The following is a 20,079-nucleotide window of genomic DNA, read 5'->3' on the forward strand; positions in this document are numbered from 1 at the left end:
ATACGCCTTTGATGACCTGAGGTAAACGGCTTTATTGCAACTTAGTGTTAACAAGAGGCGCTAGTCGACGGGTGGCGTATGAATAGGGCTATTGACCCGAAAATCTTTTAAGTTGATGTTTAAGGGTAAATCGGTTTGTAGTTGGGCTAACTTATAACTGAGCCGTGCTATATCTCGGCCTTCTGCCAATTTTTTCGCTTGTTTGGCGCCGAGATTGGACAACGAGGAAAATAGTGTCGCTAAGGTTCTAAAGGTTCGGAGTAACTCGGCGGCCGATTTGGGGCCAATACCTGCGATACCGGGGATTTTATTGCCGCTATCACCAGCCAGTGCCATTAAATCGAGAAATTGGTTGCGATCGACTCCCAGTTTTTGTTCAAGCTCAGCGATGTTGAGATATTGCTGATTAAAATGATCCCACTGGCTGATCCGCGGATGATTGAGTTGGCTAAAACCTTTATCCGTCGACACAATAATGGCTTCACCTTGGGCTTTGGCGGTTTTCATTGCAAGGGTGGCGATAACATCATCGGCCTCAGCAGCGGCATAAATTGATTGGATTTGTAAACTGTTAAGGTGTTCTTGCAATGCCGTTAAGCCCGCCGCCAGTGGCTCAGGCATAGGTTTACGGCCCTTTTTATAATCAGGGTAGAGCTGTTTACGCCAAGAGATCTCATCCCCATCCCAGACGATAGCGACATGGGTTGGGTGGTGAATGCGCAGCAGTTTAGTGCAGGCGACACTCACACGCTCCGTTAAACTGTCCATATCGTTCTCATCTGGGATCGCCGCATAAATCCGGCGGACTAAGTTGAGACCATCGATAATTAAAAACTTATTCATTGGCGGTTTTTGTTTTACTTCACGATTTGATAGCAGGGAACATAAGCGCTTCCCGGCAGTTTCATCCTATGCTGGGCGACAAAGGCCCCCAGCAAATTGTCCATCAACTCCACTAAATGCGGATCCCCTTTAATGTGGAAGGGACCTAATTGCTCAATTTGTTTGATGGTGTCGGATTTTACATTACCCGCTACGATACCCGAAAAGGCTTTGCGCAGGTTGGCGGCAAGCTCCGCTTTGTTGGTTTGAAAATGTAAATTTAAGTTTGCCATTACCTCATGGGTCGGTGTGAAGGGCAGTTGAAATTCTGGCTCAATTTTTAGCCCCCATTGATATTGGTAAGCATCTCCTGTGGCACGGCGATGGTTTTTCACTTGCTCCATGCCTTGCTTCATCACCCGAGCGACTTCGGCAGGATTATCAATAATGATTTGGTATTTTTGTTGTGCTTCAGGCCCTAAGGTTGCAGCGATAAACTCATCAATTTTAATGAAATAATCTGCGCTTTCGCTGGGGCCAGTTAATACCAGTGGGAAGGGCGTTTGTTGGTTTTCTTTATTGAGCAAAATCCCCAGTATATACAGCAGTTCTTCGGCTGTACCCGCACCGCCGGGGAAGATAATAATGCCGTGACCTAAGCGTACAAACGCTTCTAGGCGTTTTTCGATATCGGGCAAGATCACCAACTCGTTAACGATTTGGTTAGGCGGCTCGGCGGCGATAATACTTGGCTCAGTGAGACCAATATAACGAGCATTTTTAATCCGTTGTTTAGAGTGACCAATCGCTGCGCCCTTCATCGGGCCTTCCATTGCGCCAGGGCCGCAACCAGTGCAAATATCTAATTCCCTTAGACCGAGTTGATAACCGACTTCACGGGTATATTGGTATTCGATGGCATTAATGCTGTGTCCGCCCCAGCAGACCACTACATTAGGATCCTTCATGGGCGCAATGGCGCGGGCATTACGCAAAATATCAAACACGACGTTAGTAATGTGGCTAGCATTTGTTAAATTGATATGTTTTAGGGTGTCGTATTTGTCGCTGATGTAGAGAATATCTCTGAGCACCGAAAATAAATGCTCTTGGATCCCTGTGATAATTTTGCCATCAACAAAGGCTTGTTCCGGTGGATTGATAAGCTCGAGCTTAACCCCGCGTTCACGTTGCAGTACATTGATGTCGAAGTCGTGATATTGCTCAAATAGTGCTTTAGAATTGTCGGTCTTTAAACCCGCGGCGAGTACCGCGAGTGAGCAGTTACGATACAGTTGATATAGGGCGCTTTTGGCGCTTTTTTTGAGGCGATCAACTTCAAGTTGTGAAAGCTGATCCATGCTGCCCTTAGGGCTGACTTTTACTATCATTTATCACTCCTTCGTATCGACAGGAGTGATAAGAAGCGACGTATAGTCTGACTTAGTTATACGTCAATCACGACCCTGTCTCTGCTTTCATGTTTTGCTTTGTAGAGTGCTGCATCGGCGCGCTCAAAGGTTTCGTGTATGAGCTCATTGCCCATGACTCGTGCAGCCCCTATAGATACTGTAACTGTAATTCGCTGATTTTTAAATTTAAATGGAATATTTTTTACTTTTTCTCTAACTCTGTTTAAAAGTTGAGCGATATCGTTATCGTCAATATCTGGCAAAATGAGCACAAATTCTTCACCGCCGTAGCGGGCGACAAACTCGGTATCCCGTAAAGAATTTTTTAATGCCATGGCGATGACCTGTAGGGTTTTGTCCCCAGTACTGTGGCCAAAACTGTCATTGATGCTCTTAAAGTGATCGATATCTGCAATCGCAATCCATAGTGGAGATTTATGACGTTGGTAATTGCGATACTCAAGCTCCATGCGCTCTTCTAGGGCGGCACGGTTAGGTAATTGAGTTAGGCTGTCCAGCAGATTGAGCTTTTGTTGTTCGAAAAGTCGTTCTTTATAGGTATTGGCCTCGTTGCTCAGTTCGTTAAGCTCTTTGCGCATGGTTTCCATCGATTTACGCAATAAGGCTTGCTCCCGTTGCTCTAAGGCTTCTTTGCGGGCGAGGGCGGAGCGAATCGAATTGAGCTGTTCGGTTAAACGTGCTTTGAGGTCGACAATATCGTCGGTATCGATAATGGCTTCACCCACATTATCGACTCGAGAATTGATTTCACGATTAAGCTGGGTTTTGAGTTGGAAACTACGCTGGTTGTGATTATAGGATTCACTAACGACTTCCCGCACTGCTGCTAAGGCATCGTTTAAGGCGTAGAGAAATTCCTGAGAGGCGGATTTTTCCCGTGCAATATTATCGAGCAGCAGGGATAAAATCGTTTGATAAGCCTCCAGTAAATTATCGATTTCAATATCGGATGCTAGCATTTCTTTAATGACAAGCACTTGATCGCGTTGATCTTTACGGAATTCAATTTCCGAGATCATTTGTGCCAACTCATGGGCGAGTTGTCTGTGCTTTGGTAACACATCTAACTTTTCAGTTTCATTAAACTGTTGCTGTAGGATGGTGTCGTAGAAGCCGATAATTTGTTTTACTTTAGGAATGTACTCCCACACCGTATGGAACGGTTTAGCGAGATCTTGCTTAAAGTAGTTAATTTCTTTTTTGAGCTTTTCTGGTACAGAGTTAACCCGTTGAATTTGGCGGACGACCTGTGCAAGCCCTGCGCGACTTTCTTCAAGTTGTACCATTACGTGGTGGTATTGGCCTTTTAATAGGCGTTCAACATCGACCAATTCAGGTAGGGCTTCATCGACTCGCTCAAAGGTATTTAAGTTATGGCGAAGTTTGGCAAGCTTATTATCCAATTCTAAGTTTTGACCTTTGCAGGCAAGACTTAAATGACCAATAAATTGGAGTAAAGTTTGTAACTTAGCATTTCTATCTTCATTGACTTCATCGAGGGCAAGTTTTGCCGAATGAAGTTTCTGTTGAAGTAATGCAAGTTGTGTAACAGTCGCGTTGGAATCCTTCATCCGGAGTATTTTCCTAACTCTGCAGGGCTAACAAGCAAGACGTCCTCTGTCCAGATTAGCGTTTAACTCATATGCTTCTAATGTTATAACAATGGTCGTAGAGTGCAAATTGCTTTGCTTGTACGATAGTGATTAATTGTCGATATTGATCAAATATTTTCTAACAAATGCCGATTTTGGTTATTTTCCCAGCAAGGCCATACAATATCTTCCTTTATCGCATTCGTCTCGACTCGGATCAGGCCGCGTTCAATACCTTTCTCTAAGTGCAAAAACAGCGGGTCGGCAAACAGTGTCGGTGGCACAAAATCTAATGCTCTGAGACTCACATAATAGCAAGTGTCATTTGGCAAACTTCGTGCACCAGCGAGCGCCATTTGCACGGTTTCAAACAGCAATTTTGGGGCAATGTTAATCTCCGCTTTGGCAAGCAGGGGCAAATTGATAAAGCCGAGATTGAAACTAGGCGTAAATGCTTGTTTATCGAATTGCTGTTGAAGTTGTGTTAACACTTGCTGTGGTTCTACGGCCTCAGTAAACCTGACCGCAAATAAGCCCTGGCGGATCACATAGACGGGCATAAACAGACTATGGCTAATATAGTTTGTCAGCTGACGGGTCATAGTATTAGCAAAATATTGGCCGTGATTGAGGTCAGTCGATATATGGTCGCGAAATTCAATTAAAGCTAGCGCAGTGGTTTGAGAGCTAGGCGGGTTTAGCGTCAGATCGTTTAATAGTGCAGCATATCCCTTATGATGGGTAAAAGGTTCTTCTAAGCTTAATTGAAGCAGCGATGCGTTTTGCTGTTTGCTCTTGCGTCGTTGATTTAGTAAGAAGATAACTGCTATCACCAACAAGGTTATGATAAGACCACTAAATGCCAGGAATTGATTAGTATCCTTAGCGGTTTGAATGGCATCATTTAACTTGCTTTGAATCATATTGAGTTCTAACTTGAGCTGCTGTTCAGCAAGGACTGAAGCAGTGACGCCAGGATCTTTAGCGGTGTCTTTTAATGAGTTGTTTAACTCAATAATCTTTTTTTGTGTGTTGATCACTTTGGCTTGATCTTGCTGTTTTTCTGCCGAAAGGGCGATTTGTGTCAGTGCTGATTTTTGCTCCTCTGGTAGATTTAAATCTGTCGCCAACGCTAAAGCGTTTTCAGCATGCCCCATCATTAACGGCCAATCTTGCTTGCCTTGAGCAATTTCACCAATCAGTAATTCGTTATAGACCAAGTAATGATGGCTTTGTTTTTCAGTGAATATTTTATTAGCCATCAACAAATACTTAAGTGCATTCACATCATCATTAAGATGCGAGTAAGCTTGACCTAAATTGTGGAAATTAAGCCCTTGAGCGATGTAATTACCGCGTTTAGCATCGAGTTGCTGAGCATTAAGGTAGTAATCAATGGCGCGGTTCCAATCCCCTTGCTCACCATACACCATGGCAATAACTGTCATACAGCTGGAAAGATAAGTATCGTTTCCTAGCTTTTTAAATCCTGCTGCGGCTTCGTGGGCATTTTTTAACGCTTCATCCCATTGTTTTAAATCACGATACACCTTAGCGAGTTGTAACTGAAGATGCGTTTTCATTGACGGATAATTGGAGCGATTTGATAGTCGAATCGCTTCACTATAATGTTGCAATGATTTGGTTAGTTGTTGATTTTTATTATAGTAGTGCCCTAGTTTCGATTCGGCCGCCGCGATGAGGTAGTCGTTTCTGAGCTTATAAGCAATATCGCGATAAGTGTGAAAATGCATTAGTGCAGGTACATCTTGGCGAATAACCAAGTGCAGGCCACCTAAATGTTCATGGATGGTATGTTTTAGCAGCATAGACTCAATATCAACGCTTTCGCTGATCTGTGTCAGTGCTTCGTTATAAAAAGCGATCGCTTCTTGGTATTTTTGTTCGGTGCGGCCGATATAGCGCCCCTTTAGCATGGCGACGGTGGCTTGCTCGAAGGGCGTTTGCGCTATGCTTGCCAGAAGTTCGATTAAGTTGTTTGCGTCTTGAAAACCCACCTTGGTTTTGACATTGGGTTCCAGATTTAACCGTGCGAGGAGTTGCAGTATGTGCTCAAACTCATCACTGCTGTAGCCCTGTTCTTGGGCTGCTCGTTCGAATTGTTCACGGTTCTTAAAGGTGATTGGAAAAGAAATCGACTGATTAAGCCTGTCATACATTTTTTGTGGCGTTTCACGCAATTCTATTTCTTCAGCCTCAAGATCGACCGCCAATGTTTGAAAAGAAATAGATATTAACAAGGTCACGAAAATAACAATGAGTTTATGCATGTGTAGGTGGCCCTATATTCCCTAAGTCAAGGAACTTATTTTGTTAGCTTTTGTTAGCGCCTAATGAGGATGCTACATCGACTTGTTATACTTGGAAAAAATATAAGAAGCATAATAACAGAAGACGGAAGGAAGTCAGAGTGAAACCCAATAGATTATCTATTTTGGCATTAAGTGTATTAGGGTCGGCTAACGTATTTGCCGATGTGGATTACAAAATTGATTTAAGCCAACCCCAACATCATCTTGCAAAGGTGAGTGTAACGTTTCCCGAAGCTAAAGCAGGTGAGTTAACAGTAAATCTTCCTGTGTGGCGTACGGGTAAATACCAAGTGTTACCACTCTCTGATGGCGTGCGTTTATTCACGGCAAAAGACAGTAAAGGCAATCCACTCCCATGGAAACGCAGTGCTAGTGGCGAGTGGAAAATTGCCTTAGATAATCCAACCAATGTAACCGTGAGTTATCAACTTTACGCCAATGAATTAGGCCAGCGCGTGCGTCATATTGATTCAAGCCATGCTTATCTCGATGCCAGTGGCGTATTAATGTATAGCCCGCAATTTCGAGAAGACCCAGTTGCAGTACAATTAACCGTGCCCGAAAACTGGCAGAGTTATTCGGGCATGTCGTCAGGCAAAATGGCGCATTCATTTATTGCACCTAATTATGATGTGCTAATTGACTCCCCCATTGAAACAGGGGTGAGTACTCACAATAAATTTAGTGCTAATGGCAAAGACTATGAATTAGTGTTTTGGGGTGAAGGCAACTACGATGCCGATAAGGTGGTGAAAGACTTAACCGCATTGAGTGGCCAAGCCAAAGCGATCTGGGATGATTATCCTTTTGACCGTTATGTGTATATGGTGCATGCCACCAGCGGTGCGGGCGGCGCGACCGAGCACTTAAACTCGACGGTTATCCAACTGCCACGGTTTAGTTTTCGTGAGCGTAAGGATTACCTACGCTTTATTAGCACGGCGTCCCATGAGTTTATTCATACTTGGAACGTTAAAGCTTATCGTCCAGCGGGTCTTGTTCCCTACGATTATCAGCATGAAAATATGACTGAACTGTTGTGGATTGCCGAGGGATCAACTAGTTATTTCCAAGGTCAGTTACTGCTGCGTGCAGGAGTGATGACGCCAAAAGAATTTTTAGAAGACTTAGCCAAACGTATCGAAAAAAGCGAGCTGACACCTGGGCGTGAAATTCAATCGGTTGCCGAGGCAAGTTTAGGCGAGTGGAGCAGTACGGGCGGCGATTATGCGATTAACCACAGTGTGAATATTTACTCCGAAGGTTATTTAGCCTCACTGGCGCTGGATTTCTCTCTGCTAACGGACTCGAATCTTGCCCATTCATACCGCGACGTGCACCGTAAACTCTACCAGGATTACCGTGTACCTAAGGGTTACACTGTGGCCGATGTGCAGCAAATTCTGAAGGACTTATCGGGTAAGGACTATGGCCCATGGTGGCAAAGTCATGTGAATAGCCCACTGAGCCTTGAGTTTTCAAGCCTGTTGTCTCAGGCGGGATTAGTGATGTCCTACGGTAAAGACGCTAAAGCTGAGCCTTTCACTGGCATGACTTTAAGCAGCGAATATGGCTCTTTGGTACTTGCCCAAGTATTGCGTAATAGCCCCGCCTGGCAGGCTGGTATCGTGGTGGGAGATGAGATTATCGCGATTAATGGCTTAAAGGTGACCGCTCAAGGATTTGATAAGCGCATCAAAGACTTTAAAGTGGGTGATAAGGTCGAAATCACCTTCTTTAACAACGATAAAATTAAGCAAGTGGCGTTAACCTTAGGTGAGAAACAAAGCGGCAAGCTAGTGCTCAAAGGCGATGTGAAGGCGACTAAACAGCAAAAAGCCTTCTTCAAGGCCTGGCTGGGCATTGATTGGCCGTTTGATAATAAGGGTGAGCTGCTGACGAAAAGCTAACTCGTTTGCGATTTGAGTGAGTGGCGGTCTTAAGGCTGGCTAACTTGAATCGCGCCCTCGAATGGCTGCCAACGTGTTACTTCCGTCACAGAGACTAAAAAGGCGCCGCAGTGAACTGAGTCCAACTGCTGCGCCTTTTACTTTTCTAATACTCGCTAGCAAGGAGCCTTGGCCAAATAAGACAGCGTTTTAAGCGTTAAGCTTGAGTCTCTTCAATGCCACCCAATGCAGAAACTAGGGCGTGCATTAGTGCGACTAATTCACTGCCCATTAAGGCAAAGTCAGCATCGAGGCGCGCCATCGGATCTTCATTACCCAACTCATCATTACCCGCTCTAAATTCTTCGGAGAATTTTAAGCGTTTCACACTGGCATCGGATTGCAGCAATAGCGCAATCGATTGGCCAAAGTGCAGGGCGAGCTTATGCACTTCTTTGCCGGTTTCGAGGTGGGCAAGTACTTCGTCTTCTTTCAGATCTTGCTGCTTAAAGCGTACTATGCCGCCTTCATCTGCGGCTGATTTCAGCTCAGCTTCATCTTGCATTTCAAAGGGTAAGGGGGCGCTGCCATTTTTAAGCCATTCAGTTAATTGGCTTTCAATCGGTGCTTTAAAGCTTAATGGGATCACTGGCAAGCTACCTAAGGCCTTGCGTAATAAGGCTAATAATTCTTCTGCCTTAGTGGCGCTTGAGCTGTCGACGAGGATCATTTCTAGCTCAGGTAAAATCAGTGCGCGAGTTTGGCTGCGGCGCGAAAAAGCGCGTGGCAATAGGCTAGTGATGATTTCATCTTTTAGCGCATCTTTTTCTTTTTTGGCGAGTTTACGATTTTCTTCGTCTTCAATTTGTGCCACTTTTTCTTCTAATGATTCTTTAATTACTTGACCAGGAAGAATTTTTTCTTCTTTAGTGACACAGATTAGATGACGATTGTTGGCGCTGTGCACTAAGGTGCTGCCCTGTTTACCTAAGGCATTGGAAAACCCAAATTTGCTGACGTCTTGGCTGCCGCACGGGGAAAATGTGAAATCGGCAAGTGCGGTTTCAAGTGCTTCTGTCTCGATGGAAAAAGGTTTATTGAAACGATAAAGAGTAAGATTTTTAAACCACATAAGATGCGCTCATTGGAAAAATAAAGTCGCAGTTTACGGCATAGTTGCGGCGGGGTAAACCTACCTGAAATCGTTAAATTTTGCCTTAGTTGCAGAATTCATCAAAATGTAACATTGAGAAAAACTCAGCTATAACCCTTGGTGTTAATGGGTTTTGTCTTTTGTAGGTGGTGCGGTTTTATGGTGGTAGTCCTAAGTTGTCACAATTGAAATAAAACTGAAACAGATTCATTGCAAACTTTCGGTCGTTCCAAACCAATAACCAAGACGAACATAACGTCGAAAGGATTAAATGATGAACGTTTTTTGTAAAACTCTACTTGCTTCTGCGCTAGCTTCTGCAACTCTGGCTTCTGCTTATGCCGCTGAGCCACTGACTGTTTATGGTAAGTTGAATGTTAGCGCTCAATCAAACGATGAGAAAGGTGACGCTACAACAACTATTCAAAGTAATGCTTCTCGTTTTGGTGTGAAGGGTGATTTCGAATTATCAAGTTCACTTACTGCTTTTTATACTGTTGAGTATCAAGTAGATACTGGCAATGCATCAAGCGACAACTTTACCGCGCGTAATCAATTTGTTGGTTTAAAAGGCGACTTTGGTTCGTTCTCTGTTGGTCGTAACGATACTTTGCTGAAGATTTCTCAAGGTGATGTTGACCAATTTAACGATCTTTCTGGCGACTTAACAAAATTATTTAAAGGTGAAGTTCGTGCTGCGCAAACGGCAACTTACTTAACCCCTTCCTTTGGTGACTTCGTGTTTGGTGTCACTTATGTTGCGGAAGGTAATGATGTTAAAAGTCAATTTGCTCAAGATGGTTTCAGTGCTGCCGCCATGTATGGTGACGCTAAGTTAAAGAAAACCGCTGTCTATGCAGCCCTTGCGTACGATTCTGATGTGTCTGGATATGAAATCGTACGTGCTAGCTTACAAGCCAAGTTAGCTGGCATCAAGTTGGGTGGTATGTATCAGCAGCAGGAACAAACGTACAAATACAATGCAACAACGGGCGAACCAGTTGAGGTGTCTGCAGACAGTGCGACTGGCTACCTGTTAAGTGCTGCTTATGATATCAATGCTGTGACATTAAAAGCACAATATCAAGACATGGAAGACTTAGGTGATTCATGGTCAGTGGGTGCGGATTACAGCTTAGGCAAGCCGACTAAAGTATTTGCTTTCTATACCAATCGCTCTTTAGAAGCGAATACAGATGATGATAAATACATCGGTGTTGGTTTAGAACACAAGTTCTAATCTCAGTATTAAGATTGAATTAAGGAGGCTTCGGCCTCCTTTTTTATTGCGATAAACAAACAGTTATATAAACTTAATATGACAATTATCGCTACTATATAGCTTGTGCGGCACACTTATTCATAAATCTGTAATAAAAATGACTAATAATAGCCGTGTTGACATTCACTGACAGAAAATCACCTATGACTGCAAGGATATTGATAGTAGAAGACGAGTTAGCCATCCGCGAGATGCTGACTTTTGTAATGGAACAGCATGGGTTTACCACCTCTGCGGCAGAAGATTTTGATTCGGCCATTGCGCTGCTAAAGGAGCCTTACCCCGATCTGATTTTGTTGGATTGGATGTTTCCTGGAGGAAGCGGTATTCAATTGGCTAAACGCCTCAAGCAGGATGAGTTTACCCGTCAGATCCCCATTATTATGCTCACCGCCCGTGGAGAAGAGGAAGATAAGGTTAAGGGCCTCGAAGTGGGCGCCGATGACTATATCACTAAACCTTTCTCACCCAAGGAGTTGGTGGCACGTATCAAAGCGGTGCTACGCCGTAGCGCGCCTACCCGTCTTGAAGAAACGATTGACGTACAAGGATTGTTACTCGACCCTGTCAGTCACAGGGTGAGTGTTGGTGATACTGTACTCGATATGGGACCCACAGAATTTCGATTGTTACACTTTTTTATGACACACCCAGAACGCGTCTATAGCCGCGAACAGCTGCTTGATAATGTGTGGGGCACAAACGTATATGTCGAAGACCGAACCGTAGATGTTCATATCCGTCGTTTACGTAAAGCGGTTGAAGAGTCGGGCCATGATCGTCTCATTCAAACGGTTCGTGGCGCGGGTTATCGTTTCTCAACACGTAGTTAGTGCCAAATAAGAGATAGGCACAGGTTAGCTTTTCGGCTATCTTGTGCTCCTCTTATTTAGCCTGATGTTTGGGTTTATTTATGTTCGACTCTTATTCAGGGTACCGGTTGTTTACGCGCTTAGCCGTATTTTTACTGCTTTGTTTGCTCATTGGTTTATTGGTAGGGAAACCCCTCTGGATACTGATCATTGGATTGCTAGGACTAGTGTTCTGGCATTACCGTCAGTTAGCGCGACTTAATTTTTGGTTATGGCGAGATAGAAAATTAACGCCTCCCCAAGGTACTGGTAGTTGGGAAGGCGTATTTAATGGTATTTACCGCCTGCAAGGTAAAAATCGTCGCCGAGTAGGTCAATTGGCGGCTCTACTTGGGCGTTTCCGTCAAGGCGCTGAAGCCTTACCCGATGCAGCAGTCGTGCTCGACTCAGAGCATAATATCTTATGGTGTAATAAATTAGCTCAGCTGATGTTGGGATTCGTTTGGCCACAGGATAATGGTCAACGAATCGATAATTTAATTCGTCATCCCGATTTTTCTGCCTATATCAAAGCGGCTGAATATAAGGAACCCTTAGAGCTGGCTTCGCCAGTATCGGAGCGGCGTTTACTCGAAATTCGTATCATGGCCTATGGCGATCGGCAGTTACTGTTGATTGCCCGCGATATTACACGGATAAGACAACTCGAAGGCATGCGTAAAGAATTTGTCGCCAATGTGTCACACGAACTCAAAACCCCGCTCACTGTATTGCAGGGCTATTTAGAGATGATGCAAAGCATGGCGGAACCCGATTCGATGAACGCTAAGCCCTTAGCCTTAATGCAGCAGCAGACTCGGCGAATGCAGTCGATGGTCGAACAATTACTGGTGTTATCGCGTATCGAAGATGCGGTGGATATTAATCTTGAGAACACGGTAAACATGTCGCAGCTAATGGAAGTCTTAAAGGAAGAAGCTAAAGCATTAGCGCAGGATAAATATGAGTTAAGTTTCCATTGTGAGCCGGGATTAGATTCCCATGGCAATGAGCTACAGCTTAGAAGTGCTTGCTCTAACCTGATTTCTAATGCGATTCGTTACACTGAACCTGGTGGCAAGATTACGGTGCAGTGGCGTAGCGTTGCTACTGGCGGTCTCTTCAGTGTGACAGATACCGGGGAAGGGATTGCACCGCAGCATATCAATCGCTTAACCGAGCGTTTTTATCGAGTTGACAGCGCGCGCTCACGGCAAACGGGGGGAAGCGGCCTTGGTTTAGCCATTGTGAAACATGCGTTAAGTCATCATCACAGTGAGCTTAATATCAGCAGTGAATTAGGAAAGGGTAGCACTTTCAGCTTTGTGATCCCGCAGCATTTGATTGAACGTAAAAAATAATTGCTATTTAATGTAACGTTATTTTTTATATTAAAAACAGGCCATTATGGCCTGTTTTGTTTTTTATCGGGTTTGAATCGGCGGATTTTTTATAAAAAGGTGTTTTGTCATCTAAGTGTCATATCTTGGACATAGAATTGTCATTGTAGCGATTGATACTGGCTGCGTCTGAAGAAACTTAAGTTACAAATTAGTTAGCTTATTACTGGAGCACATAATGAAACTGAAAAAGCTTGTCGGCGCGATGACTCTTACTGCCGCTGGTGTATTCTCTGCCACTGCAATGGCATCTGTTGATCAATCTCTGCCAACTTACGAGAAAGCAAGTGGGGTATCGGGCAACCTTTCCTCTGTAGGTTCAGATACTTTAGCCAATATGATGACACTGTGGGCTGAAGAATTTAAACAGATGTACCCTAACGTAAATATCCAAATTCAAGCAGCTGGTTCTTCTACTGCGCCACCAGCATTAACTGAAGGTACTTCACAATTCGGCCCAATGAGCCGCAAGATGAAGCCTAATGAAGAAGAAGCCTTCGAAAAACACTACGGTTACAAGCCAACTGCAGTTCGTGTTGCGATTGACGCTTTAGCGGTATTCGTACACAAAGATAACCCAATCAAAGGCTTAACTGTCGAACAAGTTGACGGTATTTTCTCTTCTACTCACAAATGTGGTAGCAGCGACATCCAACGTTGGGGCGATTTAGGCCTTGACGGTAACTGGTCAGCTAAAGACGTACAGTTATATGGCCGTAACTCAGTATCTGGTACTTACGGTTACTTTAAAGAGCACGCTCTGTGTAAAGGTGACTTCAAGGCCAACGTAAACGAACAACCAGGCTCTGCTTCTGTAGTTCAGTCAGTGTCTCAATCACTGAACGCTATCGGTTACTCAGGTATCGGTTACAAAACTGCTGGCGTGAAAGCCGTTGCCATCGCGAAGAAAGGTAACGAGTTTATCGAAGCGACTGCAGAAAACGCCGCTAACGGTACTTACCCATTATCACGTTACTTATATGTATACGTGAACAAGCAACCAAACAAAGACTTAGCACCAATGGAAAAAGAATTCATCCGTTACGTGCTGTCTAAGCAAGGTCAGCAAGTGGTAGAAAAAGACGGTTATGTGACTCTGCCTAAGAGCGTCGTTGCTAAAGATTTAGAACAGTTAGGCATCCGCCTCTAATGCTAAATCGCTAAACCTTAAGGGTCTCTTCGGAGGCCCTTTTTGTTTTGGGGGCTAAAACCACCAACGTCAGTATGGGGTTATCATGCTAGGTGATTACTAGCTGGCGCTTACGACTGAAAATAGGCATAAAAAAAGCAACCTAATTAGGTTGCTGTAAATTCCAATTCGGAATCTGGGGACGGTCGCGCTAGAAACCATCGAAAGGAGAATGATGATGAACGAAGAAACTCATTGCAAAGATTCGGTTCATAATATCTGACTCAAGGGCGCGAAATTAGTTCAGCCAAAATAGAAAATTTTTGAAAAAATTTTTACTATTTTTCTTTATGCATTGAAAAATATGTAAATTTTATTTTTATGAGTTAACTAAAGTCGATTATGGCAAAACTTGGATTCAAGCATTGTTACAAAATGCCGATGCGAGGACAGTTTATTCGATTGCGCGTCGGTAAATCTGCATCCGATAATATGATTAGATAATTTACCGTTCACAGGTTAGCTAAGTGATGTCATCAGAAAGCCAGCAAATGCCAATCGCTCCCGCAGCATGGGATTTAACTCGGGATTACCATTCCTTTGCCAATAGCGACCAAGTGCAGGTCACACACTTATCCCTCGCGTTGAAAATCGACTTTGCGACTCGCACTTTGCTCGGGGAAGCGATTCTGTCACTTCGCTACTTTGAACCACAGACTAGCGAGTTATGGCTCGATAGCCGTGATTTACATATTTTATCGGTCACGACTGATACTCAAGAGCCCCTTGAGTTTGTGCTTGAAGTGCCAAATGAAATCCTCGGGCAGAAATTGGTGATCCAGCTACCTGCTGAAAAGTGTGAGCGAGTCTGTATTCACTATCGCACCTCGCCAGAAGCTGAAGGGTTGCAGTGGCTTATGCCTGAGCAAACGGCCGGCAAACAGTTACCTTATCTCTTTAGTCAATCTCAGCCCATTAATGCCCGCAGTTGGATCCCCTTGCAGGATACGCCAAAGGCGCGGATAACCTTCGATGCGAAAGTCCAAGTGCCCAAGGGAATGCGTGCAGTGATGAGTGCGATGAATCATCCAGATACACCGCTTGAAGGGATATTTACGTTTGAGATGGAGAAACCAATCCCAACCCATTTGCTGGCATTAGCGGTAGGCGATTTGGCATTTCAAGCTATAGGCCCGCGCAGCGGCGTGTATACAGAACCTTGCATGTTGGCCGCCGCAGCAACTGAGTTTGCCGATACCGAACATATGCTAGATGTGGCGCAATCGCTATTAGGCCCCTATGCCTGGGGGCGTTATGACATGATCATCTTGCCGCCGAGCTTTCCGTTTGGTGGCATGGAAAATCCCCGTTTAGCTTTTTTAACTCCAACCTTGATTGCGGGAGATAAGAGCCTTGTGTCAACGGTTGCCCATGAGTTGGCACACTCGTGGACGGGCAATTTGGTGAGCAATGCCACATGGCGTGATCTCTGGTTAAATGAAGGTTTTACGACCTATTTCACCAATCGAATTGTCGAGGAAGTCTATGGCAAGGAGCAGGCTGAGCTAGAATGGGTTATTGAATTTGGTCGACTAAAAGAAGAAATGGCCGTTTTACCGCGCCATAGGCAAACGCTACCCGCCAATGTACAACAGGCCGATCCTAATCTGGCCTTTAACCGCTTTACCTATGATAAGGCGTCGATGTTCGTCCATGAATTAGAGCATCGACTTGGCCGCACCGAATTCGATAAGTTTCTGTTTGCCTATGTGCAGCACTTTGCTTTTAAGGCAATTACCACTGAAGAGTTTGTCAAATACGCCAAAGTCGCTTTAGTTGAAGCCTATTCCGATAAGATAAGCGAAGCCGAATTGCTGGAATGGATTTATGGCGAAGGGCTACCTCAAGGTTATGTTGGGCCCACATCGCGAAGTTTAGATAAGGTCGATAGCGCCTTGGAGGACTTTCTAAAGGGCAAAGCGGCTAGTGAGCTTAAGGTGCAAGGCTGGCGTGTCCATCACTGGCAATACTTTTTGACCCAATTGCCTGAAGTCTTGTCTCAGGTGCAATTAATGGATTTGGACGATACCTTTAAGTTAACCGAGTCGACCAATGCCGAAATTGCCTGCGATTGGTTTAGGGTCGCTATCCGCAATCATTACGATCCCGTGCTGCCCGCTTTAAGCGCTTATTTACAGCGTATTGGCCGCGGCAAGTTTGTCCGTCCGCTTTACGCTGAGTTAAAGATTGCGGGTTATCATGCTGAGTTACAACAGATTTATGCAAGCGCACGCGCAGGTTATCACCCATCCATTCAAGTGCAGTTAGATAGGATGTTTAACTCGTAAAAACAGATAAAAAAAATGGCAACCAAAGGTTGCCATAAGAAAAATCAAGCTAGGAGACAAAGGAATTCAGTGCGCTAGCGTGTATTCGATTGCTTCCCAAAAGGGAGATGATGATGAACGACCAACCAATTCGACTCTATGCAATAACTTGAAACTGTTCCATTGAATTAAACGGCATGTTTTATCCATTTAATCCTTTGCTAAACTTTTCATTTAGCAATCAATTGTGCATTAAAGCGGATTTGTTAATCCTTACATATAGTCAGACTAAGGCCTTTTCATAAAGTTCAGTTTGCGGCTAAAAATTTTTGAAATTATTTTCGACCATGCCGACATGCTAAATATAGAAGTCAGTGGGTGACTACATTTATTTTACAAATAAAACATAGACATAAAAAAAGGCAACCAATTGGTTGCCTAGTGACCTCTTCCTAGGTCAAGGGGGCCGCGCTAGAAGCCCCTGGGAGAATGATGAACATGAAAAAGACATTCGCTGTTCAATATGTTTGAGGGGCTTATAGGGTTAAAGTTCCATCGAAAATAAAAAATAACTTAACTTTTTATTTAATAGAAAAGTTTCAACGGGATAGCTCGCTGATTACTTTAAAAGCGTTTCTATTTTGTCGCTAATGTCTTCTGGTTTTGTGGTTGGCGCAAAGCGAGCGACCACTTCTCCCTGACGATTCACTAAGAATTTAGTGAAATTCCACTTAATCCGTTCTGTGCCCAATAGGCCCGGCGCTGCTTTTTTAAGATACTGATATAAAGGGTGAGTATGCTCACCGTTTACCTCGATTTTTGAAAATAGGGGAAAACTCACGCCAAAGTTGAGTTCACAAAAGCTTTGGATGCCTTTCTCATCGGCTTTTTCTTGGGCACCAAACTGATTGCATGGGAAGCCTAAAACCACAAATCCTTGTGCTTTATATTTTTGATAAAGCGCCTCTAAGCCTTTGTACTGTGGTGTAAAACCGCACTCACTGGCTGTATTTACAATTAAAATTACCTTGCCTTGATATTGTGCCAGTGCCGTTGGATTGCCTTGAATGTCGTTTGCGCTGTGGCTATAGATAGTCGATGTCATCATTACCTCCTTAGGTGTGATGATTAGCATAAATAATAGTTAAGTTGTTATCAATCAATTTGTGTGCAATTTATTTTGTGTGTTTGCCAATCTTCTTCAATATCAATATAGTTACGCTAATTTTTATCTCAGCAGAAGGGCGTTTATGTGACTGAACATGAAGCCGAATACGAATCAAACACACAGGCCGATGTCGGGCAGGTTGTTCAGCAACTCACTGAAGTTGAAGGTGAAGAACAGGCTGAAGTGTTCAGTGAAATCTTAAATGAAGCAGAGCCTGGTACTATTGCATTAGCACTGGAGTCTTTACCCCTAGACGAGCGTTACGAGCGTTGGCAACAGGTTGAGTTTAGTGACCGTGTGACAGTGCTGAGTTTAATGCGCGCCGATCCGCGTATGGGTATCCTAAAGCAGATGCCCGACAATGAGGTGGATCTGCTATTCGCGCAGCTCAGTCCTGAGGATTTGATTGAGTGGAGTGATTATCTCCCCGAAAGTTTTACCGACCGCGCCTTGGCGCAGATGGGCGAGCGTCAGCGGCAGCGTTTCGAGTTGTATGACCAATATTCGGAAAACGAAATTGGTCGTTATACCGATCATCAAATGTTAGTGCTCAGCGATAAGGCGACTGTGGCTCAGGCGCAGCGGTTTTTCAGGCGAATTGAACTCGACTGTAATGACAACTTATTTATTGTCGATGAGGCGGATAAATACCTAGGTACGGTCAGACGTTACGATATTTTCAAGCACGATCCCTCTGAGCCGCTGATTTCACTGTTATCGGAAGACAGTCGTGCATTAACTGCGGATACGACGCTACTCGATGCCGCCGAGGCGATAGAACATAGCCGCGAAATTGAGTTACCCGTGATCGATGAGGCCGGGGAGCTGATTGGCCGTGTCACCCTGAGGGCCGCGACTGCCTTAGTGCGTGAACATTACGAAGCGCAATTAATGGCGACCGCGGGTATGGATGAGTCCGACGACTTATTCGCCCCTATCATCAAAGGTGCGCAGCGCCGCGCCGTGTGGTTAGGGATTAACTTACTCACCGCATTTTTGGCCTCGGCAACCATTGGATTGTTTGAAAATGTCTTATCTCAAGTGGTTGCACTTGCGGTACTTATGCCGATAGTGGCGTCCATGGGCGGGATTGCGGGTAGTCAGTCGCTCACCTTGATGATCCGCGGTATGGCGATGGGGCAGATCTCTGCGGGTAACTTATTCTCGTTAATGAAGAACGAGTTAGGCATTGGTTTAGTCAATGGCACTCTGTGGGCGATTGTTATTGGATTGGTGGCGGGTTGGTGGTTTGCCGACAGCACCATAGGCATAGTGATAGGCTGTGCGATTTTAATCAATATGGCGGTCGCGGCTTTAGCTGGGGTGATTGTGCCTATGGTCTTGCAGCGATTTAACCAAGATGCGGCGCTATCTGGCTCGGTGATTTTAACCACTGTGACCGATGTGGTGGGCTTTTTCACTTTCCTCGGTATGGCGACGATACTTTATCTTTAAGTGGATTTAGGTTGTTTAACTCATTTGTATGAATCAAAACGATATTCAATTTGTTCTTTGTCAAAACGCGGCCGAATTAGCGGCTGCGGCGTCATTAATTGACCTGCGCGATGACAACGCGCATCCCCTCGACCATCAGGCTTTTGCTCTGTCCCGCGCCGTGATATTGGCGAAGACTCTCGAAGGCGAGATAGTCGGCTGCGCAGCGATTAAGGCCGGTTCTGGCCCTGTGGGGGAACTCGGTTATCTGGTGGTCTCGCCTTTATATCGCCGCCGAGGCATCGCCCAAGGGCTTACCCTTATGCGGATTGAAGTGGCTAAAGCACAGGGAATCGCCCTGTTATTTGCCACTATTCGAGATGAAAACAACGCCAGCAGAGTGAATTTACTCAAGGCCGGATTTCACTTTTGGCGTAACTATTTAAGCATTAGAGGAACGGGGAATACCGTGGGTTGGTATTACTTAACCTTATGTGATGAGATTGATATTGAAGGAACGATGCAAACCTTAGTGGGAAATCGTATACCAGCACCTTAATGTGTAAAAAATGTTTTATTTAGGTTTTGCTGGTGTTTATGGCTGGTTTTTATTTGGTTTTAAATTCAAAAATATCGGCACCAAAATCCTAAATATGCAGATTTTCTTTTTTTATTCGGTATGATCCGCGCTATTACCCACAGTCATTATTGAGGTGTTTTTATGGCTAAATTCAGAGTAGCAAGTGTCTTATTATTGAGTGCAGCCGCGCTGCAAGTGAATGCGTCAGAATTTAATCTTGGCTTAAACAACGATGTGGTTTCTACTGAGTTAGAGCTGCAAGTGAATAAAGATACTAATGCAGTATTAGGATATATTTATTCGGACGATAGCGGTCATATTGCTCAAGGTGCAATGCACATGACCCACGATGCGGGAGTGCATCATTTTGAAGTGGGCGCTAAGTTAAGCCAGTTATGGGCAGACGATGCGCCAAATGGCAGTACTGTGTCTGTCGGTGGTCGTTATGCGTTAGCCTTAGGGCCAAATATTTCTATACATGCTGCCGCTTACTACGCGCCATCGGTATTGTCTTTCGGTAATGTCGATGGTCAGTATGAATTGGATTCTAAAGTGCAATACAACATCAACCCGAATATGGCGCTGTACGTTGGTTATCGTAAAATTGCCTTTGAATACGATAATGCCCGTGATTTTACCTTTGAAGATGGTGCGTACATCGGCGGTAAATTCCGCTTCTAATCGAA

At 44.4% G+C, this 20,079-nt stretch carries 15 protein-coding genes; 9 read left to right on the top strand and 6 right to left on the bottom strand.

From position 1 onward, the window contains the following. Positions 1-60: 60 nt before the first annotated feature. The 4 genes from xni to M0413_RS00910 all read right to left on the bottom strand — a co-directional run bounded on the left by xni (position 61) and on the right by M0413_RS00910 (position 6,138). Entirely contained in the window at positions 61-843 is a 783-nt protein-coding gene (gene xni / locus M0413_RS00895) for a flap endonuclease Xni (protein ID WP_047538689.1), read from the bottom strand. A 14-nt stretch (positions 844-857) separates the two neighbouring features. Then, positions 858-2,213, bottom strand: coding sequence for a nucleotide 5'-monophosphate nucleosidase PpnN (gene ppnN, locus M0413_RS00900; RefSeq protein WP_249552824.1), 1,356 nt, complete (start codon positions 2,211-2,213; stop codon positions 858-860). Between the two features lie 56 nt (positions 2,214-2,269). Then, positions 2,270-3,826: a GGDEF domain-containing protein gene (locus M0413_RS00905; protein ID WP_037416573.1), complete on the bottom strand. Its 1,557-nt coding sequence runs from the start codon at positions 3,824-3,826 to the stop codon at positions 2,270-2,272. A 149-nt stretch (positions 3,827-3,975) separates the two neighbouring features. Continuing rightward, positions 3,976-6,138 (bottom strand): tetratricopeptide repeat protein, encoded by a 2,163-nt coding sequence (locus M0413_RS00910; RefSeq protein ID WP_249552826.1) that lies wholly within the window; start codon positions 6,136-6,138, stop codon positions 3,976-3,978. Positions 6,139-6,278: 140 nt separating this feature from the next. Between M0413_RS00910 and M0413_RS00915 the strand changes: the two genes are divergently transcribed. Further along, a complete protein-coding gene (locus M0413_RS00915; protein ID WP_249552828.1) occupies positions 6,279-8,090 on the top strand; it encodes a M61 family metallopeptidase in 1,812 nt (603 codons plus the stop codon). Positions 8,091-8,286: 196 nt separating this feature from the next. Here the strand turns inward: M0413_RS00915 and rdgC are convergent, their stop codons facing one another. Beyond that, positions 8,287-9,201, bottom strand: coding sequence for a recombination-associated protein RdgC (gene rdgC / locus M0413_RS00920; protein ID WP_037416582.1), 915 nt, complete (start codon positions 9,199-9,201; stop codon positions 8,287-8,289). A gap of 292 nt (positions 9,202-9,493) precedes the next feature. On the opposite strand from rdgC, the gene M0413_RS00925 reads away from it, so the two are divergent. The 5 genes from M0413_RS00925 to M0413_RS00945 all read left to right on the top strand — a co-directional run bounded on the left by M0413_RS00925 (position 9,494) and on the right by M0413_RS00945 (position 16,232). Continuing rightward, positions 9,494-10,462 (top strand): porin, encoded by a 969-nt coding sequence (locus M0413_RS00925; protein WP_249552830.1) that lies wholly within the window; start codon positions 9,494-9,496, stop codon positions 10,460-10,462. A gap of 185 nt (positions 10,463-10,647) precedes the next feature. After that, a complete protein-coding gene (phoB, locus tag M0413_RS00930; protein ID WP_011071727.1) occupies positions 10,648-11,337 on the top strand; it encodes a phosphate regulon transcriptional regulator PhoB in 690 nt (229 codons plus the stop codon). A gap of 80 nt (positions 11,338-11,417) precedes the next feature. Further along, complete coding sequence (phoR, locus tag M0413_RS00935; protein ID WP_047538675.1) at positions 11,418-12,716, top strand: phosphate regulon sensor histidine kinase PhoR; 1,299 nt, start codon at positions 11,418-11,420, stop codon at positions 12,714-12,716. Positions 12,717-12,933: 217 nt separating this feature from the next. Continuing rightward, positions 12,934-13,905, top strand: a complete 972-nt coding sequence (locus tag M0413_RS00940) for a PstS family phosphate ABC transporter substrate-binding protein (protein ID WP_011623458.1) — start codon at positions 12,934-12,936, stop codon at positions 13,903-13,905. A gap of 509 nt (positions 13,906-14,414) precedes the next feature. Continuing rightward, on the top strand, positions 14,415-16,232 hold the full coding sequence (locus M0413_RS00945; RefSeq protein ID WP_218738616.1) for a M1 family metallopeptidase: 1,818 nt from the start codon (positions 14,415-14,417) through the stop codon (positions 16,230-16,232). Positions 16,233-16,830: 598 nt separating this feature from the next. Here the strand turns inward: M0413_RS00945 and M0413_RS00950 are convergent. After that, positions 16,831-17,316 (bottom strand): glutathione peroxidase, encoded by a 486-nt coding sequence (locus tag M0413_RS00950; RefSeq protein ID WP_037425797.1) that lies wholly within the window; start codon positions 17,314-17,316, stop codon positions 16,831-16,833. A gap of 147 nt (positions 17,317-17,463) precedes the next feature. On the opposite strand from M0413_RS00950, the gene M0413_RS00955 reads away from it, so the two are divergent. The 3 genes from M0413_RS00955 to M0413_RS00965 all read left to right on the top strand — a co-directional run bounded on the left by M0413_RS00955 (position 17,464) and on the right by M0413_RS00965 (position 20,074). After that, on the top strand, positions 17,464-18,834 hold the full coding sequence (locus M0413_RS00955; RefSeq protein ID WP_249552832.1) for a magnesium transporter: 1,371 nt from the start codon (positions 17,464-17,466) through the stop codon (positions 18,832-18,834). Between the two features lie 28 nt (positions 18,835-18,862). Next, positions 18,863-19,372, top strand: a complete 510-nt coding sequence (locus tag M0413_RS00960; protein ID WP_037416604.1) for a GNAT family N-acetyltransferase — start codon at positions 18,863-18,865, stop codon at positions 19,370-19,372. 162 nt (positions 19,373-19,534) lie between these two features. Continuing rightward, on the top strand, positions 19,535-20,074 hold the full coding sequence (locus M0413_RS00965; protein WP_037416607.1) for a YfaZ family protein: 540 nt from the start codon (positions 19,535-19,537) through the stop codon (positions 20,072-20,074). The last annotated feature ends 5 nt before the right edge of the window (positions 20,075-20,079 follow it).

The sequence above is a fragment of the Shewanella sp. 8A genome (assembly GCF_023475945.1).
Classification (GTDB): Bacteria; Pseudomonadota; Gammaproteobacteria; order Enterobacterales; family Shewanellaceae; genus Shewanella; species Shewanella xiamenensis.